This window comes from Paenibacillus castaneae (genome assembly GCF_002884445.1).
Lineage (GTDB): Bacteria > Bacillota > Bacilli > Paenibacillales > Paenibacillaceae > Pristimantibacillus > Pristimantibacillus castaneae.
In genome coordinates, this window is record NZ_KZ614144.1 from 3,416,800 (window position 1) to 3,441,482 (window position 24,683).

At 40.8% G+C, this 24,683-nt stretch carries 28 protein-coding genes and 1 pseudogene; 4 read left to right on the forward strand and 25 right to left on the reverse strand.

Annotated features, from left to right (window positions below):
* Positions 1-21 precede the first annotated feature (21 nt).
* Positions 22-1,002, reverse strand: coding sequence for an aldo/keto reductase (locus tag CEF13_RS15395; protein ID WP_102711700.1), 981 nt, complete (start codon positions 1,000-1,002; stop codon positions 22-24).
* Between the two features lie 131 nt (positions 1,003-1,133).
* Positions 1,134-2,133, reverse strand: a pseudogene (locus CEF13_RS15400) (MFS transporter).
* A 152-nt stretch (positions 2,134-2,285) separates the two neighbouring features.
* Here CEF13_RS15400 and CEF13_RS15405 point away from each other — a divergent pair.
* A complete protein-coding gene (locus CEF13_RS15405) occupies positions 2,286-2,834 on the forward strand; it encodes a TetR/AcrR family transcriptional regulator (protein WP_102716392.1) in 549 nt (182 codons plus the stop codon).
* Positions 2,835-2,877: 43 nt separating this feature from the next.
* Here CEF13_RS15405 and CEF13_RS15410 read toward each other — a convergent pair whose 3' ends face one another.
* The 8 genes from CEF13_RS15410 to CEF13_RS15445 form a co-directional block, all read right to left on the reverse strand.
* Positions 2,878-3,528 (reverse strand): HAD hydrolase-like protein, encoded by a 651-nt coding sequence (locus CEF13_RS15410; protein WP_102711702.1) that lies wholly within the window; start codon positions 3,526-3,528, stop codon positions 2,878-2,880.
* 622 nt (positions 3,529-4,150) lie between these two features.
* Positions 4,151-4,474: an antibiotic biosynthesis monooxygenase gene (locus tag CEF13_RS15415; protein ID WP_102711704.1), complete on the reverse strand. Its 324-nt coding sequence runs from the start codon at positions 4,472-4,474 to the stop codon at positions 4,151-4,153.
* Between the two features lie 63 nt (positions 4,475-4,537).
* Entirely contained in the window at positions 4,538-6,376 is a 1,839-nt protein-coding gene (locus CEF13_RS15420; RefSeq protein ID WP_102711706.1) for an ABC transporter ATP-binding protein, read from the reverse strand.
* On the reverse strand, positions 6,360-8,114 hold the full coding sequence (locus CEF13_RS15425) for an ABC transporter ATP-binding protein (protein WP_102711708.1): 1,755 nt from the start codon (positions 8,112-8,114) through the stop codon (positions 6,360-6,362). The genes CEF13_RS15420 and CEF13_RS15425 overlap by 17 nt, the downstream gene beginning before the upstream one ends.
* 172 nt (positions 8,115-8,286) lie before the next feature.
* Entirely contained in the window at positions 8,287-8,643 is a 357-nt protein-coding gene (locus CEF13_RS15430) for a hypothetical protein (protein WP_208414819.1), read from the reverse strand.
* 255 nt (positions 8,644-8,898) lie between these two features.
* Entirely contained in the window at positions 8,899-9,294 is a 396-nt protein-coding gene (locus CEF13_RS15435) for a hypothetical protein (RefSeq protein WP_102711710.1), read from the reverse strand.
* An 11-nt stretch (positions 9,295-9,305) separates the two neighbouring features.
* Positions 9,306-9,974 carry a class I SAM-dependent methyltransferase gene (locus tag CEF13_RS15440; RefSeq protein ID WP_102711712.1) on the reverse strand — a complete coding sequence of 223 codons (669 nt, stop codon included), beginning with the start codon at positions 9,972-9,974 and terminating at the stop codon, positions 9,306-9,308.
* Complete coding sequence (locus CEF13_RS15445) at positions 9,971-11,317, reverse strand: GyrI-like domain-containing protein (protein ID WP_102711714.1); 1,347 nt, start codon at positions 11,315-11,317, stop codon at positions 9,971-9,973. Before CEF13_RS15445 ends, CEF13_RS15440 begins: the two co-directional genes overlap by 4 nt.
* Before the next feature lie 113 nt (positions 11,318-11,430).
* On the opposite strand from CEF13_RS15445, the gene CEF13_RS15450 reads away from it, so the two are divergent.
* Positions 11,431-12,033, forward strand: a complete 603-nt coding sequence (locus tag CEF13_RS15450) for a DUF5412 family protein (protein ID WP_208414825.1) — start codon at positions 11,431-11,433, stop codon at positions 12,031-12,033.
* 77 nt (positions 12,034-12,110) lie between these two features.
* Here CEF13_RS15450 and CEF13_RS15455 read toward each other — a convergent pair whose 3' ends face one another.
* From CEF13_RS15455 to CEF13_RS15470, 4 genes are all read right to left on the reverse strand, one after another.
* Positions 12,111-12,845, reverse strand: coding sequence for a thioredoxin-like domain-containing protein (locus tag CEF13_RS15455; RefSeq protein ID WP_102711716.1), 735 nt, complete (start codon positions 12,843-12,845; stop codon positions 12,111-12,113).
* Between the two features lie 59 nt (positions 12,846-12,904).
* Positions 12,905-13,765 (reverse strand): M56 family metallopeptidase, encoded by an 861-nt coding sequence (locus tag CEF13_RS15460; protein WP_102711718.1) that lies wholly within the window; start codon positions 13,763-13,765, stop codon positions 12,905-12,907.
* On the reverse strand, positions 13,762-14,178 hold the full coding sequence (locus CEF13_RS15465; RefSeq protein WP_102711720.1) for a BlaI/MecI/CopY family transcriptional regulator: 417 nt from the start codon (positions 14,176-14,178) through the stop codon (positions 13,762-13,764). Before CEF13_RS15465 ends, CEF13_RS15460 begins: the two co-directional genes overlap by 4 nt.
* Positions 14,179-14,329: 151 nt before the next feature.
* Positions 14,330-15,886, reverse strand: coding sequence for an ABC-F family ATP-binding cassette domain-containing protein (locus tag CEF13_RS15470; RefSeq protein ID WP_102711722.1), 1,557 nt, complete (start codon positions 15,884-15,886; stop codon positions 14,330-14,332).
* Between the two features lie 178 nt (positions 15,887-16,064).
* Here CEF13_RS15470 and CEF13_RS28815 point away from each other — a divergent pair, with 178 nt between their 5' ends.
* The gene (locus tag CEF13_RS28815) at positions 16,065-16,205 is read left to right on the forward strand and encodes a hypothetical protein (RefSeq protein WP_166742968.1); all 141 of its coding nucleotides are present in this window, start codon (positions 16,065-16,067) and stop codon (positions 16,203-16,205) included.
* An 83-nt stretch (positions 16,206-16,288) separates the two neighbouring features.
* Here the strand turns inward: CEF13_RS28815 and CEF13_RS28820 are convergent, their stop codons facing one another.
* Positions 16,289-16,447 carry a hypothetical protein gene (locus CEF13_RS28820; RefSeq protein WP_166742964.1) on the reverse strand — a complete coding sequence of 53 codons (159 nt, stop codon included), beginning with the start codon at positions 16,445-16,447 and terminating at the stop codon, positions 16,289-16,291.
* A 402-nt stretch (positions 16,448-16,849) separates the two neighbouring features.
* Between CEF13_RS28820 and CEF13_RS15475 the strand changes: the two genes are divergently transcribed.
* Positions 16,850-17,746: a DNA-3-methyladenine glycosylase family protein gene (locus tag CEF13_RS15475; protein WP_102711724.1), complete on the forward strand. Its 897-nt coding sequence runs from the start codon at positions 16,850-16,852 to the stop codon at positions 17,744-17,746.
* Between the two features lie 57 nt (positions 17,747-17,803).
* On the opposite strand, the gene CEF13_RS15480 is transcribed toward CEF13_RS15475, so the two are convergent.
* The 10 genes from CEF13_RS15480 to CEF13_RS15525 all read right to left on the reverse strand — a co-directional run bounded on the left by CEF13_RS15480 (position 17,804) and on the right by CEF13_RS15525 (position 24,658).
* Entirely contained in the window at positions 17,804-18,316 is a 513-nt protein-coding gene (locus CEF13_RS15480; protein ID WP_102711726.1) for an acyl-CoA thioesterase, read from the reverse strand.
* 249 nt (positions 18,317-18,565) lie between these two features.
* Complete coding sequence (locus tag CEF13_RS15485; protein WP_102711728.1) at positions 18,566-19,366, reverse strand: inositol monophosphatase family protein; 801 nt, start codon at positions 19,364-19,366, stop codon at positions 18,566-18,568.
* A gap of 38 nt (positions 19,367-19,404) precedes the next feature.
* On the reverse strand, positions 19,405-20,076 hold the full coding sequence (locus CEF13_RS15490) for a hypothetical protein (protein WP_208414820.1): 672 nt from the start codon (positions 20,074-20,076) through the stop codon (positions 19,405-19,407).
* A 137-nt stretch (positions 20,077-20,213) separates the two neighbouring features.
* Positions 20,214-21,161, reverse strand: coding sequence for an ABC transporter substrate-binding protein (locus tag CEF13_RS15495; protein ID WP_424991997.1), 948 nt, complete (start codon positions 21,159-21,161; stop codon positions 20,214-20,216).
* A gap of 145 nt (positions 21,162-21,306) precedes the next feature.
* Positions 21,307-21,762, reverse strand: coding sequence for an NUDIX hydrolase (locus CEF13_RS15500; protein ID WP_102711730.1), 456 nt, complete (start codon positions 21,760-21,762; stop codon positions 21,307-21,309).
* A gap of 40 nt (positions 21,763-21,802) precedes the next feature.
* Positions 21,803-22,198 (reverse strand): GNAT family N-acetyltransferase, encoded by a 396-nt coding sequence (locus tag CEF13_RS15505; protein WP_102711732.1) that lies wholly within the window; start codon positions 22,196-22,198, stop codon positions 21,803-21,805.
* Between the two features lie 34 nt (positions 22,199-22,232).
* Positions 22,233-22,739, reverse strand: coding sequence for a hypothetical protein (locus CEF13_RS15510; protein WP_102711734.1), 507 nt, complete (start codon positions 22,737-22,739; stop codon positions 22,233-22,235).
* 12 nt (positions 22,740-22,751) lie between these two features.
* Positions 22,752-22,940, reverse strand: a complete 189-nt coding sequence (locus tag CEF13_RS15515) for an HAD family hydrolase (RefSeq protein ID WP_102711736.1) — start codon at positions 22,938-22,940, stop codon at positions 22,752-22,754.
* 73 nt (positions 22,941-23,013) lie between these two features.
* Complete coding sequence (locus CEF13_RS15520) at positions 23,014-23,718, reverse strand: SDR family NAD(P)-dependent oxidoreductase (protein ID WP_102711738.1); 705 nt, start codon at positions 23,716-23,718, stop codon at positions 23,014-23,016.
* Between the two features lie 22 nt (positions 23,719-23,740).
* Positions 23,741-24,658: an aminoglycoside phosphotransferase family protein gene (locus CEF13_RS15525; RefSeq protein WP_102711740.1), complete on the reverse strand. Its 918-nt coding sequence runs from the start codon at positions 24,656-24,658 to the stop codon at positions 23,741-23,743.
* Positions 24,659-24,683: the final 25 nt, after the last annotated feature.

Below are 24,683 nucleotides of genomic sequence, written 5' to 3' on the forward strand. Positions count from 1 at the left end.
CACGTTTTCATCGTATTACAATTACTGGTGCCCCACTATCCGGTGAGGTACATATGGTCCTTCCAACGACGCCATCTCTTCAGGTGTTAATGTAATTGAAAGAGCAGCTACCGCGTCCTCGAGATGCGATATTTTTGTGGCACCTATAATAGGTGCTGTTACCGGCTCTTTCTGCAACAGCCAGGCTAGTGCGATTTGAACGCGAGGGACGGCGTGTTTTTCGGCGATAGCTGCAACCTGATCTATAATTAATCGGTCGGTATCTGTAGTCGCATCATATTTTTGTTTTGCAATTTGATCGGTTTCGGAACGATGCGTTGTTTCCTGCGTATCTCTTGTTAATCTTCCTCCTGCAAGTGGACTATATGGAATTACACCGATTTTTTCAGCCTTACAGAGAGGCAGCATCTCTCTCTCTTCTTCACGGTAGATGAGGTTGTAATGATTCTGCATAGACACGAACCGGGTCCATCCATTTTTCTCAGCTACATGTAACGCCTTCAAAAACTGCCATGCGTACATAGCTGAAGCACCTATGTATCTTGCCTTCCCAGCCTTCACCACATCATGAAGCGCTTCCATTGTTTCTTCAATGGGAGTATTGTAATCCCAGCGGTGAATTTGGTATAAATCCACATAATCGGTCCTCAGTCTCTTTAGGCTCTTATCTATCTCGCTCATGATTGCCTTTCGGGAAAGCCCGGCACCGTTTGGACCTTCATGCATGCGCCCATTAACCTTCGTTGCGAGCACTATTTCATCTCGATTGGCATATTCTTTGAGAGCGCCTCCAAGTATTTCTTCACTTGTTCCGTTAGCATATACGTTCGCCGTATCGAAAAAATTGATTCCAAGTTCCAGTGCTTTTTTAACAATGGGACGACTGCGCTCTTCATCGAGTACCCATTGATGAACCGAACGCTCTGCTACACCAAAGCCCATACAACCAAGACAAAGCCGGGATACATCCAAACCTGTATTTCCGAGTTTCACATATTCCATTTGATTGCTCCTCACTTTCAAATAGTTATTGTTTTCTTCTTATGCAGTTTACTACTTAAAGTTAACTCTAAGTCAAGCGATTTTTGTAAATTACAGGAACTAATTCATGAAATCTGATATTTGATTATTTGTTAACTAGAATGTTGTCTTGTTGGACGAAACATGTATATTTTCAGCAAAATAGATAATAAACTCAAAATCAAAAATAGCAATCCCCCTAATACGATGTATGGTGTACCCATTCCGGATATAAATAATCCACCTACTGCAGTACCAATTGTTATTCCTAAGTTACCGCACGATAGGAACAATCCATTAGCAAAATCAAGGGCCTCTGGAATCGCAGATGTAATCCAATATTGGCAAATCATATGTCCTATCGCAAAAAATATTCCCCATATCATAATCGTTATGATCATAGATACAGTTAATTTCCCCGTTAGGAATGATAGTAGATAAACGATTCCTAATGCGATTGGAAAGGATGTTACTGTTTTCATCGTGTGATTAGAAAGTAATTTACCTCCTGCAAGATTTCCAATCATACTTGCCAAGCCATATAACAATAACACCAAGCTTAACATTTTCCCCGATATTCTAGTGACAGTTTCAAGATACTCTGCTATATAACTACTTTAACACCAGCTAGCCCAGAACTTATGAGTACGATAGTAATAATCGCAAACCAGGCTATTGGTTTTTTTAATACGCTTAATTGAGCTCCGTATGATAATCTTTCCTTAACAGGCATTGATGGTACAAATAGTAATGTAGCTATGAATGCTACACCGTTAATGATCGCAAAGAATAGCATCGCCATTTCAACGGAAGTTTCATTAGCAACATAATTAGTGATCGGTACTCCAAGAACCATGCCTGCGGTCACTCCCAACATGACTTTAGAAACCGCTTTAGGAGCATCTTCCTTGCTTACTGAGGTAGCGGCAACTGTCAACCAGAGATAGCAACAGCAAGTGCAAAGAGGCTCACTAACAAGCCTGCTTTGGATACGGTGATATGAAAGTTTTCGGCTATTAGAGGTAAAATTCCAATAACCCCCATCTCAGTAGTTAGAATTCCGAAAACACCTATGATCAAAATAAATAAAAACAAATTATTTTGTTTTGCCATAATAACTCCTTCACATTGATGTAATAATACTCACATGTGTATTATTATATATAGGACATCGTTTCTGCAATTACCAAAAGAATAAGAAACGTGTAATAATTCACACGCCGAAACGATTTGTTCATTATGTTGAAGAAAGTTGGGTGGCTCAACTGACTAAGGTTGATAGAAGAATTCTTAAATCTAAGGAAGCAATAAAGAAAGCTTTGATTGAACTGATGGCTGAGAAAAATTTCGATCACATAACCATACAGGATATTTCCGATAGAGCCAATCTGAGTCGAAGGACAATCTATCTTCATTACGAGGATAAATTTGATTTACTGGATAAACTTATTGAGGAACATATCGACGAGCTGCGAGAAATCTGCGAACCGGAATCAGGGATGGATATTACAACGGGGAGTATAACATGGTTTCAATATTTTGAACGAAATTATTTATTCTTTTCGGCTATGCTGGCCAGTAAAGGAGCACCCTTCTTTCGAAGTCGGTTTCTTACGTTTGTCATCGAGGATGTCAAGAATGGTTGGGATATGACGGAGGGCAAAAAACGCGGAATAAGTGAAGAAATTATCGTTCAATTTATCGCTCCAGCTTACGTAGGGATCGTGGAGTGGTGGTTTACAAATGGAATGCCTTATCCACCTGAAGTTATGGAGAAACAAGTCGGAATGTTGTTGGAGAGTAATCTGACATAGTTGGATGCCGTCTTACTTTAATGTGGACGGCATCACGTTAGCGCTACAAATTTAATAGCGTTCTCAATTCGATTAAGTCATCAATGATGGCATCTGCTTGTATTAGTTCATCTTCTTGGGCAAAGTCAAATCGACAGCCGATCGCCATCAATCCATTATTTTTTGCTGCATTGATATCAGAAAGTCTGTCCCCGACTACTGCTGCATTGTCGATGTCATATTTTTTCAGGATATGGCAGACTAAATCAGACTTATTCAAAGTTTGTATCTGCTGGATGCTGAACGTCTCTTTCACCCAATTATTTAACTTGTAATAGTTTACGATGGCGTTCAGATATTCGATTTGCCCATTGCTTGCAATAAAGATGGAATAGCCTGCCTGTTTCAAGTAACCTAAAACCTCGTAGACATGAGGATAGAGGGCACCGCTGCCATTATTAATGTTTGCAATTAATTTCTCGTGGAAAAATTCGTTTGCGCTTTCCCTTATTTCGTTTGAATGAGACGGCAATAACATTTCCCATACGACTGGCAATGGGACCCCCATAATTTCACGATATTTTTGAATAGGTGTTTCGCCTGACCATTCATGAAGAGACGTCAAATAAGCAAACGTGTCGTCAAGAGATAATTCTAAAATTTTATTGGTTTGGAACAGCGTTCCATCCATATCGAAAATGATTGCTGCTGGCATGATTATCTCTCCTATTCAGGTTCAATTAAGCATGATTTTACTAGAGAAAACTCACAAACTTTGTGCAATAAAGACAATTCTTTGAACAACTGACTGAACTTCATCAGAGTTTTTGATTACAAAAAAAATGATCAGCTTCGCCTTCAATTAGAGCATGTATATCGCCGTTTTGAGACTCAGCCTGTTGCCGAATAAGCACTTCCTCGAAAGTAGAAAGCTTTTAGCAAATGTAGTTTTTCCGCTATGGGTTTTACCGACTCTCTAGCTACATTGTAGTTTATTTTTTATTCAAAATCTCATGAAGTGTTTTATTCATTTCCTCCATCTTTCTTATCATCGCATATTGATTTCCGATTATCCCTGCTAAACCAAACACGATTATAATTATTATTAGAATCTCCATTATTAATCCTCCCACCATTTTCTAAGTTGAACAGATTGCCGTTATTGTTGTTTGAATTGTAATATTACGTTTAAGTCTCTATTATCATTTTATAAATTATACCATTTTATTGAGGACAACTGCCCTTTAGTTTGCTAAATAAAAGAACGGAGCCTCCCTAAGGGCTCCGCTGCACTACCTTCGAAGAACAAAAATCTTTTTCCTTCTTCAGGTTTCCTGTTATTTCTTCAAGCCTTCTTTTATCGTCTGCACTTCATACATATTAACTGCTGTGCTTATAATGTAATCCGGCGCTGGTTTGCTTCTATTCTCCCGATGGCCTTGAATGTGGACATCGCTCTTCTCCCAATTTTTCCAATCCTCTACAGAACTCCACCGAATCATTACAACGACTTCTTCATAGTCTTGCTTCTTTCGGTTCACCATGACCGTTTTATCGATTAACCCGTCCATTGCATCCATTGGGCTTTCCTTTGTAAAGCGTTCAAGGACCAAATCCACCTTGTCTTTTTGTACAGTAATTGTTCTCGTTTGAATTAACATTGAATTGCCTCCTCTTACTCGATATGATTATAGTCAATCTCTCTTTTAACCGGCACCAATTACTCATTTTGACGTTGCTCGGACTTTCGATTTAATCGTCTCGCCTTGCGAATGCCGATACAATTCCTCGTAATAGCCCTGCATCTCTAACAGCTCCACATGCTTCCCCTCTTCGACAATCTTCCCATGACGGAGGACGATAATCCGGTTTGCATGCATGATGGTTGACAACCGATGTGCGATAACAATCGTAGTTCTACCTTCGGAAACAATCTGCAGAGCCTGTTGAATCAGCTGCTCTGTCTGAGAATCCAAATTCGCGGTAGCTTCATCCAAAATAAGAATGCTAGGCCGGAATACAATGATGCGTGCAAAAGACAAAAGCTGCCTTTCGCCTGCTGAGAGCCCGCTGCCACGCTCGGACAATCTCGTATCGTAGCCATCCTTCATATGTTTTACAAGTCGATCCGCTCCTACGAATTCGCAGGCATGAATGACCTCATCGCGTGAGATCGACTCATCAAACATCCGTACATTGTCGATAATGCTGCCAGCATAAAGATAGGGCTCTTGCTGAACCAGACCTACGATTCGGTGCAGCTTGGCCAGCGGCAAATCTCGAATATCGTTGCCGTCAATTAGAATGCTGCCCTCCTGTACATCGTAAAAGCGGCAAAGCAGGCTCATAAGCGAGCTTTTGCCTGCGCCGGTCGTGCCGACGATGCCGATCATCTCACCTGGACGAATATGAAAGTCGAGTCCTTGAAAGACTGGAGAACTGCCTTCATAACCAAAAGTAATATGATTGAAATCGATACTTCCCTGAATGGAATCCTGTTTCATTTGAAGCGGCTTAGATCGGTCAACAATATCCGGCTGAATGTCGAGCACACCCCAAATCCGGTTTACCGCAACTGTTGCCGACTGCAGTGTGTTCCACTGCTGAGTAATAGCGTTAATGGGCTGAAAAAATAGTCGGATATAGGTAATGAATGCGTACAAGACACCGAATTCGAGCGTTTGGCCAAGTACGGCTTTGCCTCCAACCCAAATTACAAATGCAATTGTTAGATTGCCCAGAAGATCAAACGACCGATTAAAAAGAACCATCGTCCGAATCTCACGAAGATTGGCTTTGAAATACGCTTCATTCCGTTCTTTGAATTGCTCCCCCTGCGCCTTTTGCTGATGGAAGGCCTGAATCAGGCTCATCCCCGAAAGATTCTCGGCTACGAACGCCACAAGACGAGACAGACGGGTACGTGCCATCTGATATGTTTTGCGCATGTAAGATCGAAATGAGATGGCGATGAAGGCAATAATCGGCAGCAGCACTAGACAATAAGTGCCAAGAGTAACGTCAAGATAAAACATCATGACAAGGATTGAAATCAATGTGAGGCCATCGCGCAGCAGCGTAAGCAGCACTTGGCTAAAAAACTGGTTAACGGCTTCGGTGTCGCTAGAGACATGCGTGATCAGACTTCCGCTTGGCGTCTTATCGAAATAAGACATGGAGAGCTTTGTAATATGCTCGAATAACTGCTTCCGTATCTTAGCCACTATGCTTTGTCCCGCTCGCTGCAGCAAATTGTTCTGCAGGTATGTAAAGCATAATCCTGATATGGACAGCCCGAAATAGATCATGCAAATTATAAGCAGACTTCCGTATTCGTTTTTGCCTGCCATCAAATTATCATCTATGGCAACCTTTACTAGGTATGGCTGGAACAACTCGGAAGTGATGGCAATCACCGTGCAGATCAAAACTAGAGCAAAGGTTACCCGATGCGGTCCTACATAGGAGCTGAGGATCCGAAAGGCTGATCGATATTGTACTTTCGGCTGCTTGCCATGGTCAGCCTTTCGTTCCATCTGCAAATGATTAATGGGTTGCGGCATGCTGGCTTCCCTCCTCTTGTATCGCATGAAGCTCAGCGTACTGCCCCGGCTTAGCAATCAGCTCCTCATGCTTGCCTCGTTGGACAATTCTTCCGCCATCCATGACGATAATGAGATCTGCATGCTTCAAAGCGCTAATTCGGTGAGCGATGATAATCGTTGTTTTGCCGCGGCGTTCTTTCTGAATCGTCTGCAAAATCTCGGTTTCAGTTACCGCATCGACGGCACTTACGCTGTCATCCAAAATCATAAGCGGTGCCTGCATGATGAAACCGCGCGCGAGACTCGTTCTTTGGCGTTGTCCCCCTGACAAGGTGATGCCGCGCTCTCCCAGCTTCGTCTCGAAACCATTAGGGAACTCGGTAATATTGTCATAGATTCGTGCCTGCTTAGCCGCCAATTCGATCTCATCCTGTCCGGCTTGCCGTCTCGCAAAGGCAATATTCTCGCGAATCGTCGTGCTGAACAGGAAACCGTCCTGAGGCACGTAAGCGATCTGGGATCGCAAGCTCTCCAGCGTAATTTTTCGGATGTCCACCCCGCCGATTTGAATCGCCCCAGCTGGCGGTTCGTATGTCCGCAGCAGCAGCTTAACAAGCGTTGTTTTGCCACTGCCAGTACGTCCAACGATGCCGATCGTCATACCTGGCTGAATGACCAGATCGATCTGACGCAAAGCAGGCCGCGAAGCATCCGGATATGAGAAGGTCAATTGTTCCATACTTAACGGACTATGACTAAGCTCGACCGGTACGGCATTTTCTGCTTCAACGATGTCTGGTTTCACTGCGATCAATTCATTTAGCCGCTGCAACGAGGCGCGTGACCTTTGTATTGTATTAACGACGTTACCGATTTGCTGCAGCGGGTTCATCAGCATGCGAACGTAAAGCGTGAGCGCGACGAAATTGCCGAGCGTGATCCTTCCTGTAACGGTAAGATAACCGCCAAGTGCCAAAGCCACAATTAAAGACATTGACCCGAGAAAGGGCACAAGTGCCTGAAGCAGCGATGACATCCGTACGAGTGACAGCTGATTGTCGCGTATCCGGTCAACATAGGAACCGAATCGCCCGATCATGATCGGCTCGACCGCGAATTTTTTTGTAACCCTTATACCGCCAAACTGCTCTTCGGCAGATTCGGTCATCGCCCCCAGCGCCTCTTGTACTTTTAGAGAGCGCTTACGAATGGCTGGTCCTAATCGCATCACGATCCAAGGAATCAGCAGCAATGGACCAACGGAAGCTGCAATTAAATAGTACGGAATATCGCTAAGAAGCATAGCACCGATACAGGAAAATAAGAGCATTGAGGCCATCGCTAGTTGGTTTATCCCCATTGAGATCGATTCCCTGACGCCTGTAACATCATTCATAAAGTAGCTTAGCATCTTGCCCACGCCATTTTTCGAATAATAATGCTCGCTCAGCCCCGAGAAGTGCGAGAACAGCCGGCGTCGGGTTATATATTCAAACAACCGTCCAACATACATAACGAGATATTGGCCGTACCCCCCGATTAACGCATACCCCGCACCAATCACCAGCAGTAACAGGCTGTAACGCACAACATCATGGGTAACCAAATCTCCAGTCTGTAGTTGATCCGTGAAATTGCCCAGCACCTTCGGAAAGTATGCAAAAACGATACTAGCAGCCGCATGCAGTGAAATTGACGCGAGATAGATGTGCCATGTCTGTTTAAAATAGGGTTTTAATATACCGTTTGGTTTCAAAGGCTATCACTTCCTCTGTCTTATACAGTGAATCCTTTACGTTCCCGATTGAGATTCCGGCATTATGATACATAATCGAACGTTTTAGGATAAATCCAGTCAAGCAAATAGATCAACTTCGCTAATTGGAACCGACTTAAACTTTTTAACCGTTCTACGTGTTTTCATAACATCAATTATTTTCGTTTTTTGATTCATTCTCCTCAATTAGATTGTCGGCAGACGGATTATCGTCGGTCGGAGTATCATCTGACGAAATCCCATGAAGCTGAAACATTTGGATAAACTCATCGATAATCGTTTCCGTTGCTTTCAATTCACCGCTAATAACCAATTTAATCGCCTCGAGCTCCGGGTCATTTAATTGGCGCTGCAAAGTGGACCGATTAACCATTAACTTATCTAAGAATGCGACAGCCCTGCCGCGGCGAAACGTTTGAGCACTTTTTGAATGAAGATGCCCATTCTCTCTTTGATCACAATGCTCTCTATGACCGTGCTTGCCTCTATGTCCATAACCTTCGCGCATATGAGTTCCTCCTATTTTTTGTATACATTCGTATACAACTTGTTATGTATACAAATGTATACGAAATGAACGATTGTTGTCAATATTTATTTCATTACCTCGTTTCTCATGCAGGACATTCCTAAATCTCTCACAGTCTAAGCCCTATTGCGGTAATGGCAGCCTCTACAAAAAAAGAAACCTTGAAGGCATGAAGCCAATCAAAGTTTCTTTATTAATCTCCTGCTGTTCGTTAGAACTGACTATTTCATGAACCTACATATTCTTGTTTAGCAAAGTAAAACTTTCGCTTTTATTGTTCCATTCTACTTCTATCACTGGCTCATCTTCTTTACTCGTAGAAGGACTGTTAGAGCCAAATGATTTATTTTGATACTTATTTTCTTTGTTTAAGGTCGCATCATTTGCTCCAAACCCCATTCCATAGTCATTTATTACTGCGTTGTAACTAAAAGCTTTAATTTCCTCTCTTTTATCGCCTTTATAACTTAGCTGTATTTGATATTTTTCATCTCCAGCATTCTGATTAACCGTTAATACAGCTGACCATTGATCTCCCTCTCCTACAAATGTTAGATCCTTCGTTTTTGCTTGACACGCAAATAATGATAAGATTCCAATAAATAAGATTGGTATTATTATTTTTTTCAAATTGTGTCTCCTCATATTTGTTTTACAAAATTATAAATATTGCCGCGTTCAAGAGTTTCCAATCTCACCTCGCCATATTTTTTCCAATGATACGGACTGTGGAAGTGGTCAAAATGAACGCCACCATTTTCAACGATGCTATCCAGCGCAAAGCCGTTTGAAATGATTTCATCGTGCATTTTTTTCAATGCAATATCATAGGTATCCCTCATGTTTTTACCCTGATTGGACTTTATCAATTGACCATCAAGGCTCTTCTGGTAACGAATTTCGTCAAAAGCTAGAAAAGAAAGAATTCCGCCCTTTTTCAATAATCGTTTAACAACGGGATACATTTCTATTCTTGCATTCCCATGTATCATGTCATAAATCATAAGAAAATCGATACTGCTTTCCGGAATGTGCTCCAATTCAATATGATTGGCTCGAAGCATTTCAACATTCGTTATACCAGCATCTTGAATACGTTGATAAGCGGTTTTACATGCTTTCTTATCATGATCAACGGCGATTACTCTCCCCTGTCTCCCTACGGTTAGTGCAGCAGGTATTGTATAATGAGCTAACCCACAACCCAAATCCATGGCGACCATGCCTTCACGTAGCCCACATTTTTGTAATGTATATACAGCCTCACTTTTTTCCCAATTGCACACTTCATCGTAAGCGCTCAGCTTCATTTTTTCTCTACCCTTTCATAAAAATGAAGATTAGTATAAAAATCAAATTTACCATTCTCGATTAAAAACTCTTCATAACATCCACCAACAGCTCTATATTCGTCATGCTGCTCCAGCCAAAGCATAAATGCAGCCCAATCCTTCTCGAGAAAATGATGAACCCCTGGAGCCACTGCATATGTTCCGCCTGCATAAGCTTTTACCTTTACTTTAATTTCAGCAATCTCAAATACTGCGCTTTCATTGTTGATTTTGTAAAATACTTCACAGAACGATTCATGCTCATTTGTTTCACCATACATTACTCCCAGTTGAAACGATGAATCGTTTGCATGACGATTCTTCTCCACCCAATTGATCATCACATCGATTGCTTCGTATTTCAATTTGGCCACATCGTTGCCGACTGCCCGATAGTACGCGGCTTCAAAAGCTGGCACGTTCTCGATCCTATTATGAGAAGGCGGCTTAATGGGGACAAAAATGTCCATCTCCGGCGGTGTCAGAGAACAACGACTGTCGTAGTGCTCAATTACTGAATATGGAGATTCGCGAAGATGTGCTGTCTGATAGCTGTTATTCGCGAACCACTCGCCATAAACATAATCCAAGGTTTGTCCCAGTGTTTCCGCTGGCGGACCGATGTGGGTAGCTTTGGCATAAGTAAGTGCAGGTACTTCTCTTCCAACTGCCCCTACAGGAATATGCTCAATTCCCTCTACCTCAAAACCGACGAAATAACTAAAAATCCCATCTTGATTAAACACAGCCAACGCGTATTCTGTATCCTCCTCCGGGTTCACTCGGTTTGTCAGATGACCAAATAAATGCTGGTATCTTTGAAAATATAGCTCCCAAACCTGTGCGATCGTTGCTTTGCCATCTCCACTCCCTATTGGTCTCTCAACACCAATGAAACACATGGAAGGCCTATCCACGATTTCAACATCAATCAATGCTTTTCCTCCCCCACCATTCATTTCAACAACCGCTTTTTTCATTTCGGGTAATGTATATCTTCTTTTCCTGTAGCTTTCAGGTGAAATGCCATAGACGCGTTTGAACGCGCGACTGTAAACATCATGCGATTCAAAACCAAAATGGTATGCAATATCAACAATTTTTTCCTTGCTTGTAATCATTCGTTTCGCTGCATAATGGAGCTTTCGTCTAAGTACGTAATTCATCGGCGTATATCCTGTAAGGTGGGTAAACAATTTAAAGAAATGGGATTTCGAGAAGATGCCAATTTCAGCGAGGCTATTGCTGTCTAAGCAATCCTCAACATGCTCATCAATATGATCCAGGACAGATTGAATTCTTAAGTATTTTTCCAATACCATCGTCACCTCCTGATTTCCAATATAACATGCTGGAGAAATTTAACTCGACGATTATTCTTTTTTTAAAAGTAGCCCAGAACTAAAACCGTTATAACTCGGTGTCTTCCAAATATTTGCAACCTTATTCCAATTGGTTCCGTTACTTAAATTGTAAGGAATATGAAAACACATCGACAGGAGGAACTATTATTAATTATTTATATCTATTAGGTTTCTTCATCCTTTCTCTCATTACAGTTCTAATATTTTTTATTTTTTGTATCAAACTATTTGTTTTCTATATCAAAAAGAAGCCATTTCCTAAAAAACTGTTAATTGCAGCTCTCATAGGTATAGGTATCGTTACAACACAAGTGATATACAATACATACTTTTTTACATTCGATAATCTTGAAGGTGAATTTTATAAAGGACCTGTGGAATCCCCTACCGACAAATATACTGCTAATGCATACTATAAAACTTATGGAGGTGCAGCTGGTGGAGTTAATTTATGGGTAGAAATTACTTATCATGATGATAATAAAATGAAGATTGTTTATCATAGTGATGCGAAAAGAAACTTTTCTATGGAATGGAAAAATGAAAATACTCTATACATTGTCAATGAAGAACCAGGTTACCCCAGTTCAAACAAAAGTGTTACATTGAACGTTGAAAAAGAGACTTATTTCGAAGGAGGCTTGGTTTGGAGGATCATCAACAATCAACATTAACAGAGCCTTTTTTTAAAAAAAGAGCTATTTCCAGATACGGATTCCCGCTCTTGAAATAACTCCTATTTTAAACCTATTTACATCGTACCGCCGCCGCGGCGAATGCTTGCCGGGATTTGTTCGGGACCTTTATTGATATAATCATAAATAAAAGTACCGATCTGGGCTTCATCATATTGATCAAGCTCCATTGTTTTTGTCCACGCCGTAACAACAAATTGCTTCGATGCGGGAATATCCTCGTTCGGTACGGCTAGTATCCCAGCACCGGCTTTGCGAAACTTTGTGAGGTAATCAAGCTGTTCAAGAATAGCTGGATCGGTATTTGCACGATAATAAATAATAATATCTCCATGCTCCAAATTATGAACAAGCATCTCATTCTTAGGCTTCTCCTTATAGAAGCCGAATTTCAAGTCATGCGGACTATGACTTCCTGAGGTCGGGATCTTCATCTCGTATGGAACAGGATCATCTGTATGACCAGCTCCGTAATAAGGATCACTCGTTACTTGAATCGCTGCTTTAAAATTTAATTTTTCAACATTATACGATTTAAACATATCTTGCGCAAAATATCCCACAGCTAGCAATATTGAAACAGTAAGAAGGATATGAGAAGTCAATCGCATATTATTCGTTTTCTTCTTTAATGCTGCTTTTTGTTCCTTCTTTAATTTACTCGTATTATCTTTCTTCCATTTGGAAGCGTACCAATAGCCGATAAGTGCAAACAATAAAAACAGTCCTGCCGTATATAGTAAAAAAGAAACCGAGCTGGACTGATGGATCATACCCGAATGTACATTCATAAAAAATAATCACGCCTCTCTATTAACACTACTGATTGTAGTGCTTGTTTTCAAAAAAATCAGGTGATTGCCAGCACGTTCATACAAATAATCAAGAGCATCACCTGAATAGAAATGACTAGCGATACTGCATCTAGCTTTAGAGGAATAGAGGATTGAGGATCTACTAATTGCTGCAATCTGTAATTGACAATACCATCCGAGAAGTGAACAAGTACCGGTGTTGGATTATCGCTGAAGTTGTTTTTAATCAGCTTTAACAAAGCACTTCCTAATCCAATCTCCGATCCGGTATATTGAATCGCATGCTCATCGGCAAGCAATTCGCTCATCATTTTATAATTGTAATAAGACCATTTCGTAAGTGGAATAAACCAAAGCGATCTAGCAATTAGCTGAAGCAAGAAAATCTTCAAAGAATCATAATGATTCTGATGATAAATCTCATGCGCAATAACGGCCTCCAGTTCTTGATCATCAAGCATCTCAACTAAAGCGCTCGATAGTACAATAAGCGGCCTTCTTATTCCAGCAGTAAATGCCATCGCTTGTCCATGATCGATTACAATCATATGTTGATTGAGCGGTTGAAATTGTTGAATGAGATTAGCTGTTAATGTAATGTTGCGCATACCCATCAGCTTAGTTTTCAACTTTTTGGAAAGGACGTACTGCTGAATCATCTTAATGAATGATAGTATGAAGGTATACGCAATCGTAATATTCAACAAGGTTATAACTAAAAAATAATAAAGAGAATTCTCCCTAAATAGACTGAGACAGAACCTGAAAAAATTAACCTTAATATCAACACCGAATAGGATATGGCATAAATACATCCCCATCTGGCTCCACACAATAATAGCGATCCATACACTTAACGCCAAAATAATAGAGGACTTTCTTTGCCGGCGCATCATGCCTTTTCCTTCTTTAATTGCTGAATTTTTTGCTCAAGTCTATCTAATAAGGATTGATCAACCTCTGTGATCGCATCCAGCATATGATTGATAACAACACCGCCAAATTCATCCAGCAAGTTTTCCGTCAATTTCTTGGATTGATGCTCAATAAATGCTTCTTTGGTTGCTGTAGGCTGATAGAGAGACAGCCGGCCCACGAGCCTTTTTTCCAAAATTCCTTTGTCTATCAAGCGATTCATAACGGTCATAACGGTATTGAAGTTGACTGGCTTTTCCTTTTCCAATCGTTGTTTGACATCCTTTATGCTGAGCTCATTGCTTTCCCATAAAAACTGCATAATTTTCGCTTCCAACGGTCCGAAAAATCGGTTTAAGCCAACTTCACCATACTTGAAATTTTTTATATCCAATGTCCATAGTCTCCTCCTTACACTACATATTATAGTGTAGTGATTCTAGCATTTCAAGTTACTAGTCTCTGAACATTCCAGACTCTTATATAACTCTGACCAACGAAAAAATCCCATCTAACAAAGTTAGATGGGATTTGGATCGATTTGATTAAAAAACCTTCGTCGTCCATGATTCGCAATTCCATGTTTCGGTAACGACATCGCGATAGAAATCCGGTTCGTGGGATATGAGTAGAATGCTGCCTTTGTACGCTTTGAGAGCGCGCTTAAGCTCGTCCTTAGCATCCACATCCAGATGGTTGGTCGGCTCATCGAGTACGAGCAGATTCGTTTCGTTGTTGATTAGCTTGCAAAGGCGTACTTTTGCCTTCTCGCCTCCGCTAAGCACAGCAATTTTGCTCTCGATGTGCTTCGTCGTGAGTCCACACTTCGCAAGCGCAGCACGAACTTCAAACTGTGAGTAGGAAGGGAATTCCTTCCACACTTCCTCGATGCAAGTATTGTAATTAGCATCTTTCGCTTCTTGTTCGAAGTAACCGATATTCAGGTTTTCTCCAAGTCTTACAGAGCCGGATAGAGCGGTTATTTCGCCTAAAATACTGCGCAGAAGTGTCGTTTTACCGATCCCGTTCGCGCCAACAAGTGCAATCTTCTGACCGCGTTCCATACGCAGGTTAAGTGGTCTAGACAAGGGGCTGTCGTATCCAATAACAAGCTCAGTAGCTTCGAAGATTAGTTTACCGGAAGTTCTCGCATCCTTGAAGTTAAACTGCGGTTTTGGCTTTTCCTTAGCTATTTCAATAACTTCCATCTTGTCCAGCTTCTTCTGGCGAGACATCGCCATATTTCGTGTCGCAACACTCGCTTTATTCCGAGCTACGAAGTCCTTCAATCCCGCAATTTCCTGCTGCTGACGTTTATAAGCTGACTCCAGCTGTTGCTTTTTCATTTCATAGACCTGCTGGAAGTAATCGTAATCGCCTACGTAGCGGTTTAATTCTTGATTTTCCATATGATAGATCAGATTAATGACACTATTAAGGAATGGAATATCGTGAGAGATTAGAATAAATGCATTCTCATACTCTTGCAGATAACGTGTCAGCCAATCTATATGCTGCTCGTCCAAATAGTTCGTCGGCTCATCCAGCAGCAGAATATCCGGCTTCTCAAGCAATAGCTTAGCCAGCAATACCTTCGTACGCTGACCTCCGCTAAGGTCATTTACATCCTTATCCAGTCCAATATCGGTAAGACCAAGTCCACGTGCGGTTTCATCGATTTTGGCATCGATCATATAAAAATCTTGGCTGGTCAAAGTATCCTGAATCGTACCGACATCTTCCAGAAGCTGCTCAAGCTCCTCAGGTGTTACATCTCCCATCTTTCCATACATATCGTTCATTTCCTGTTCCATATCGAACAGGTATTGGAAGGCACCCTTTAACACATCTCGCATGGTGATTCCTTTGTTTAGTACCGCATGCTGATCGAGATATCCTACGCGCATACGTTTGGACCATTCGACTTTACCATCATCCGGCTGGAGCTTTCCTGTAATAATATTCATGAAGGTAGACTTGCCTTCACCGTTAGCGCCAATAAGTCCAATATGCTCGCCTTTGAGCAGGCGGAAGGATACGTCATTGAAGATAGCGCGATCTCCAAAGCCGTGGCTTAATCGTTCTACGTTTAATATACTCATTCATGACACCTTTTCTTCTTTAATTTTCTCGTTTTATTATAAGCGATAACGGGTAAACAACTCAATGCAGAATTCAATTTGAAAATAAATGTATAGCCAATGTTTCTTCACCTAATCACGCTTAACTGTATGAAATCAACATGCAATGCTCAACCTATAAAGCCTGGAGGTGATAAACATGACTGGAAGAAATAATAAGCCTGATAATGATGGACCTGCGTCAAGCCCTTCACGACTGGATCAATTCGGTGATAAATTAGCTGAGGATACAGAAACGAAATCGCAGAAACAAAATAAAAAGAACAGCAATAGCTGTTAGTTTGATGCCAGGCCAAAAAAACGAACATAAATAAAAGAGACGGAGAGTCAAAACTGGCTGCAGTTTTGACTCTCCGTCTCTCTTTATGGACTTGAACGTCTTTTTTGATCCCGATCCCATGCTTCTTGTCCATAATTTCTAGGAGGCAGCTTATGATTAATATGAGATAGCAACCCAATGATGACTAACAATAAGACAATAATAATTATACTTATCATGAGTTCTCCTTCCTTGGCATCCATACTAAGTATCTCCTTTATATATTCGATCCTAAGTTGGACTCCCCCTCTAATAGAACGTATGTTCTATATTCTGTTTCTAGGCATTTTTCCCCATTAGCAGTCATTTATTCTGTTTTTCTTATCATTCCACTGATTTTCACAGAAAATTATGAGCTCTCCCCCAAATAAATGCCATTAATTTGAAAGAGTGTATCTTTTGTTCATTATTCGTACGGGAACATACGTTCTGTACTTCTATTTTATCCATTTTAAGCGTGAAATTCCCTGAAAAAAGCGCTTTTCACGTTAGATCCCGCTTCATCTACGGAATGAAACAGCAAGAATACGAATGAAAAACGTAAGCTTTTTATGATAACATGGATCGAAAGCCATTTTTTTAGTGAAAAAGGAGATACTACCGTAATGGAAATTGAAATTCCTGTGCGTGGCGCATTCAGCTTTGCTGAAAATATGGGCTATCTGACACGTTCAACGAATGAATGCATGTATCAAATTGATAATCATAAAATAACAAAGCTAATCCCGCTTCAGGGTGAGCATGTTTTGCTCGAAATAAGCAGCAATGATTCCAATAAATCTCTGCTTATTACATGTATGGCATCCTCAATGACATTGAATGAACAGCACAGAGCTTCCATTATCAACTATGTAGAAGACTGGTTTGATCTGGAACGGGATCTTACCCCCTTTTATGACATGGCTCAGAACGATCCATTGCTTCGAGAAGTCGTAAAGCGGTTTTATGGTCTTCGGATTCTAGGCATTAGTGATTTATTTGAAGCATTATGCTGGGGTATTATGGGGCAGCAAATTAATTTAACGTTTGCATATACCTTAAAGAGACGTTTCGTAGAAGCTTACGGTAAGCATATAGAGTGGAACGGTCAGAACCATTATCTATTTCCAGAGCCGCAGCAGATTGCAGCTCTAACCGTTGAAGACCTTCGAGCCTTACAGCTAACCAATAAAAAATCTGAATACCTCATAGGTGTTGCGCAGCTCATAGCTGACGGCAGGCTCACAAAGGAACAGCTTCTAGCTGCTGGCGATTGTAAGAGCGCGGAGAAGCAGCTTGTGCAAATTCGTGGAATTGGTCCGTGGACCGCTAATTATGTGCTAATGCGCTGTCTGCGCCACTCCTCTGCGTTTCCCATTGATGACGTTGGCTTGCATCTTGCCATTAAGCATCTTCTTGATAGCGATAGGAAGCCAACCATTAGCGAAATACGTCAATTATCAGCAAATTGGTCGGATTGGGAAGCATATGCAACCTTTTATTTATGGCGTTGTCTCTATTAATTCAAAAAGGCTGACAGCCTCTCGCAGCTGTCAGCCTATTAATCAAATGAATTATAATTAGTCCCAAGGCTGCTGTACTGTCAAGAATCCAGCAAATTTCTTGCTTTCATCTCTTCTAATTTTTCGCATTTCCGCCCTATGAGGAGCTGTTTCGAACAGCTTAACCTCTTCTTCTGTTTCGGGGACGACCTCTGGAACCGGTACAGGTCTCCGATCCTCATCAAGCGCAACGAAGGTTAAGAAGGACGTTGCAGCTACCTTACGGTCACCAATTAATAAATCTTCTTTAATAACCTTAACAAATACCTCTACTGACGTTCGGCCAGTCCATGTCACGAATGACTCTAAGCATACGGAATCTGTCATCCGGATAGGATGCAGGAAATCGACCGAATCCGTTGAAGCTGTTACAACGGAACGCCTGCAATGCTTCGTTGCTGAAATCGATGCGATGTCATCGATATAAGCCATCAATTTCCCGCCGAAGAGCGTATTATGATTATTAACATCTGTTGGGAATACCCTTGCTGTTTTATAGCATTTGGATTCCCGTGAATACCTTTGTTCCATCTTTCATCTTCCCTTTCTTGTGACACAGCTAGCATTTGTGCGATTGCCTTCTCTACATTGACTTTCAATGTAGAACTGAATTGATTACTTTTAGCGTATTTTCAGTAGCATATGCTACATGGATTCATGAAACCTGCCATTAAGTAACAACGTTTATTGTAACCGATGAAGGTGGCATATTCCAAGATAATTATAAAATTTCATTGTATTAAACAAAAAAACATCCTTTTGTAACCATTTCTAATCCGATTAAGATAAGCCTTCTTGAACCATATTAATGAAATAGGCTTGATGCTTGGGATGACACGCGATGAGATAGGGCTGCGAATGCATGCCTTTGAACGGATTACCATCATAATCAATGACAATGCCTCCTGCCTCCTGTACCATCAGTAAACCAGAATATAAATCCTCGCCTTCCGAATTGTACACAATAATGCCGTCCAGATCACCTCGGGCCAGCATACACCATTGCAGCGTCGGCGCCCAAAGCCGCATCATTCGCTTCGTATTCACATCGATATAATGCCTTAGCTTAACCGCCCTTTGCTCATTTTGTACCGCATGCCCTTGTATCCAGCCTACTCGGGCTTTCTGAAATGGTTTACTTTTATGAATACTAATCTTATGCGAGTTGCATACAGCACCTTCTCCTGTGCTGGCGACATACAAACGATCCGTCATCGGTTCATATATGACTGCTAACACAGGTATACGCTCGAATAATAAAGTAATCGAGATGCCAAATAGCGGCATGCCAATGGCGTAATTATTCGTCCCATCCAGTGGGTCAACCAGCCACAACCAATCACTTTCATTCTGATTTTGTCCGAATTCCTCTGATCTGATTTGATGATCTGGAAATACCCGACTAATTTTGCTCAATATGATTTGTTCGGCGAGAAGATCAACTTCTGTGACAATATCACCGTGAGCATCTTTTTCGTCATATTGATCAAGTGTTCCGAATCTCTCTCGTGTTAGACGTCCCGCTTCATAAGCAGCAGCAATGGCTACCTCTCTGGCCATATCCATGATTATTCGGTTCATATGCACAATCACCTCTACAATTATTTGTTATACACGGATTACCTTTTAAGTAACAGATTGTTTACTCTACGCTTATAGGAAAACCAAGTTTTAAAAATAGATTCATCACTCTTATGTATAGAGACCTTCTCAAGCAAAGGAAAGTCTTCCTTTGTTACTTCCAGTCTATAACTCGGAACAACAGGCTCTTTACTAATCCATTCATCGAAAAAAACGCCTCTATTACTCACTCTTCTGAAATTTACTTCTGGTAAAAAGTATATGGACCCTTCCGTCCAAGGTCCTTCACACATCGTTTGTTCCGTAAGAGAGAAAAAATAATAACTCTCGTCTTCATTGTGAATACGCAAACATCCATTCCGAAAATTCCCATACAGCTTGCTGCGATCAAATACAGCGTAGAACAAAGGCCAGATTGCATCCTTCGTAGCAAATACAGCCTCTACATATTTCCCATTAAACAAAGTCTGTTTTCTCGGTTCAAACTGCTCAATAGAAGAAGTGTTTGATCCATGAGCCATACATTTTTTCTGCTTGCACATATAAGAAATGAACCGATATTTAGGATAGTGGCAATCATAATGAATAAATCCTTCCGATTGACTGGCTCGAAGCAATAAGCGCTCATATTCATTGGCTTCTCTGCTATCAATAACAATAGAAGGCATTTGTATAAATAATCTTTTTAATAAAAAAGAATACATACCCACTCATTATTCCTCCTTATCGCAACCATCCATAATTATACATCTGATCCTATAGCCGCGATAGTATGAATAATAGAAAAAGGACTGCAGCTATAAGCGTTTTTCGCCATAGCTACAGTCCATCAACTTTGTTATTATAACTATTTAACCAAGCTTCCCAATACATCGTCAATCATAAGCGAATTGGCAATTGCACCTGAATACAACCAGCTTCCTGTGCTTGGGAATTCATGAATATTGCCATTTTTAACCGCCGGAATGGTTTGCCAGATCGGATCTTTTAATGCTTCCGAGCCAGTCGATTTGTCACTGTCTACGAAGAAGATATGATCGGCATCCAGCTCAGCTAATTTCTCAAGCGGAATGGGATTCCAGTTCCCTGTGCCTGCGGCCGAAATTTCTTGGACAACCTTTGGAACTTCAAGACCCAAGTCATTATAAAGCACAGCACCACTGGATAATTTGTCACTCACAATATAGAATGATTTTCCTACAAGCCATATTGCAGCAGCGGATTCACCTTTTACAGAAGCTTGCAGTTTCTCTTTAGCATCCTTTGCTTTTGCTTCGTACGTATCAATTGCCTGTTGGGCTTCTTTGCTCTTACCCAGAACTTCACCGATTTTCAATAGCGATTTCCGCCAGTCAGCATTAATATCATCACCTAACGTATATGTAGGAGCGATCTTCGAATATTGTGCATATTTCTCGCCTTCAACATTACTGTTATAGGCCATAATAAGCAGATCAGGGCTGAAGTTTGTAACAGCTTCGAAAGGAAGATCATAAGCTATCGTAGGAATATCCTTCAAGGAAGCCTGCAAATAATCTTGAATGCCGTTTGGAACAGACCATTGAGCCACAGGTTTAACGCCAAGTGTAATCAAGTGATCCTCCAAATAAGAAGCGATAATGCGTTGTGGATTTGCTGGAATTGTGACTTGGTTGCCAAGTGCATCGGTTACCGTTCTTTCAGCCGAAGCCGGAGCCTCTTTCTCTTTATTATCTCCACAAGCTGCAAGCCAAAGCGACATAACCATTAAACTAACTAAAATGAGAACAAATTTCTTGTTTTTGCGTGTAAACAATGTATTTCCCCCTAATAGAACATTATAGATTCAGTGTAATGGATGCTCATCCATCCCTAAAGTCAACCAATGATAACAATTATCATTATCAATGTCAACAGCGTATTTCATCTACAATGGCCTATTTAATGAGGGATTAATTAGCTCACCACGTATGAATTAACCCTAGCTTTCTCAGGACATGCTCGCTAAACGCATTTAGCTGCTTAATCGGTTTCGACAAATCGAAATAATCCAGCTCTACTCCCTCATCGTCTAATACCTCAAGGGTTCCCGATATATCAATAGCTTCGTATACAGCTGTCACATTATAAATCTCATCACCATGAGGATATTTGTAATACATATCCTTACCGGATAGCAGCGATACGAACTTTAAGGTGCCTGCAGTTAGACCCGTTTCTTCCAATAATTCCCTTGCGGCTGCCTCTTCCAGCGATTCACCGCACTCAAGAGCCCCTCCAATCGTCCCCCAATCCAGGCTGTCTGAACGTTTTTGAAGCAGTAATTGACCTTGTTTATTAAATACGAGAACAGTTGCTCCAGTCATAATAAGCGGACGTGTTCCAATAGCTTCTCTTAATTCACTTATATAACCCATTTCATACTCCCTCCTTTATTCGATCAGATTAAGTACAGACTTATTTTTCTCTTGCGATCACATAGCATTTGTCTGAATGGCTAAATCCTATTTTCGGATAATATTCAACAGCAGTAGGTGCAGATAGCAATACTAGTGATACTTCTGCCCCTAGTGTCTCTCTCAATTGTTCAACTAAATTTTTCCCAATCCCAAGCCTTTGATAGTCATGATCAATTGCAAGATCAGATAGGTAACAGCAATAAGCATAGTCCGTCACCGCACGAGCAACGCCAACGATTCGTTCACCATCCCAAGCGCTTATTATAATATCTGCGTTATCAATCATTTTTTGCAATCTTTCCAAATCCTGGAAAGGACGTTTAATCCCAGATGCTTGAAAAATTTGTGATAAAGCAGCTGCCGTTAAATTGGTATCATTTCTATATTCGATCATGTCCATCATTCTCCCCATTGTTTACTCGGCTGACTCATTCCGATACGATTAGGAAATCTGCCGAGTTTTCTCTAATATATGTATTCATTTGATTGATAGCTTCTTTAGCTATAGGCGCATAACGTTCATAGATAGCAGACATTTGCGTTAAAAGTGCTGGATCATGATCAAGATCCGAGGCTAACGCTTGTCGCCATGTACCATCGCTCCGTTTATTTCTCTGTTCGACCAGTTGTTCTATTTCATGGCAGATCGCTAAATAATCGTCAAGACAATAGAATGCGATACCTCTCATCAATGCTGGCCAACCTTTTAAGTCGGTCATAAAATAAGAAGCAAACCAATAAAGCTCAGCAACTGATTTCGTATGATTATGAAAGGCATAAAACATATACAACGACTTTTGGCCTTCGTTTAGCCCATTATAGGCTGCAAGCTTTGCAGATGGGTCTTTCCCTCTTAATGCTGTCAACGTCTCTTCTATACACAACCAGGATAACTGCTCATTGTCTAAATCTTGCTTATGAAGCGTAACGATCATACCCTCATCCTCTCAAAATAGTGTAAGCATTTCTTTAATTTGCTCGATTTGATGCAGCGGCTTCGCCGTTAACCCATCTGGCCAAGGCTGATTTACTTTTATCCATACCGTGCCATTTCCTGCTTTAGCGGCACCCTCAATGTCATTAACAGGATGATCCCCTTCATAAATGCACTGCTCCGGCATCACTTCAAGCTGCATTAGCACGGCGTCAAATTTGCTGTTCTCTCCATCTTATTACGTCTCCTTTCACATTCCATTGAATGTTGGCGGCTTACCAAGGCAATTCACCAACAAATGGCTGTACATACTGCCCTGTGCTGGTAATGTTGATTTCCTTTGACCATTCATAGATGTTTAATGCTGCTGTTTCAGGATCCGTATTAGCATCGGTTGAGCGTCCTCTTGTTAATAATTGTCCCGGATGAATGGCACAAACAGAGATGCCCGTTTCCTGCATCTCCTGGCTTAAACATATCGTAAACATATTTTGTGCCGCCTTTGCCATTCGATAGGAATAAGAGAAATTCCGGTTCAGAAACTCTCCCGACGACATTTTCTGCAACGAACCAAGCCTCGAAGATACATTAATAATTCTCGGATTTTCTGATGATCGCATAAACGGTAAGCAAGCTTTAACTGTCCTTATTGGTCCTAAACAGTGAATATTAAATAGATGATTTACTTCTTCTGTTCTAACATTTTCTATTAAGTGTTCATTCCCGGATATACCAGCATTATTAATGAGAATATCTATATTTCCCGCATATGAATTCAGGACAGAAGTGATTTGATTAATAGCATCATCATCGGTCAGATCAGCTACGATAGGGAAACAATTTGTAAATTCAGCAGACAGCGTTTGGGCTGACTGTTCAGATCTAACGAGTGGAAATGTCATATTATTTCGAGCTGCATATACCTTCAACAATTCATAACCTAGACCACGGCTAGCGCCTGTAATTAATACTTTTTCCAATTTGGCATTCCCCCCAACATCGTCAACTGATCATAATGGCTTCTGCGAATTCAACATTTTTTAGAAAGGTTTGATATTCCTCTGGGGTTGCGCCATCTTCAACGCCCCAGCACATTCCCAATGCCGTTTCCACATACAGGCATTGCTTTAATATGTCGTGTGGGATATCGAGTTTTTTTTCTAAAATAACGATTATATCGTTTATTTTCTTATATAAATCCGTCGTTATTTCGTCGCCAAATTCATTTAATATAAAACGCGGAACATCAAATACAGGATCGCCTGTTACGCCCTTAGGGTCAATAATACAATACTCTCCATCTTGACCAAGCAAAATATTATCATGATGAAAGTCGCCATGAAGCAGCATCTTTTGGGAGTACAATGAAGAAACAGATAGGCATATCTCTTTTGCTTTTTTCATATGCACATATAATTTTTTGCAATCAAGCCGCTTACTCATGTATTCGGTTATCCTGCTGACCCATTCTATATAAGTCGGATATAGTTCTGCTTTAGCGGGCGTTATATGTAAGCCGTTATATAAGGAACTAAATACGGATAATCTCTTTTCAAGAGAATTCTCATCTCGTAAAGGGGTCCCAGGCTGTATACATTCCTCAAGTATGATGCCATTCTCTAGATCTGATTCGAAGACTTTGCAAAATCGTCTGCCGTTATATTGAGATAAAGTGTTGAATTCGGTAACTATTTCTCGGGAAGACGGATTGCCTATTTTAAGAACTACGTTTCCAAAGCTTTCTGAATAGCATTTCAATACTAGGTTTGCAGAATAGGAAGGAATGAACTGAAAAGAAGTTAAAGCCCATCTGTCAGCATATAATTCAATATCTCTCGTAACTTTTCCATAAAAATCTTCACCAAACCGGTTATTAATATTTTCTATTTCTTTTTGATCGAAAGCATAACGTTTGTTCATCCTTTCCTCCTCTCCGTAATAAAGC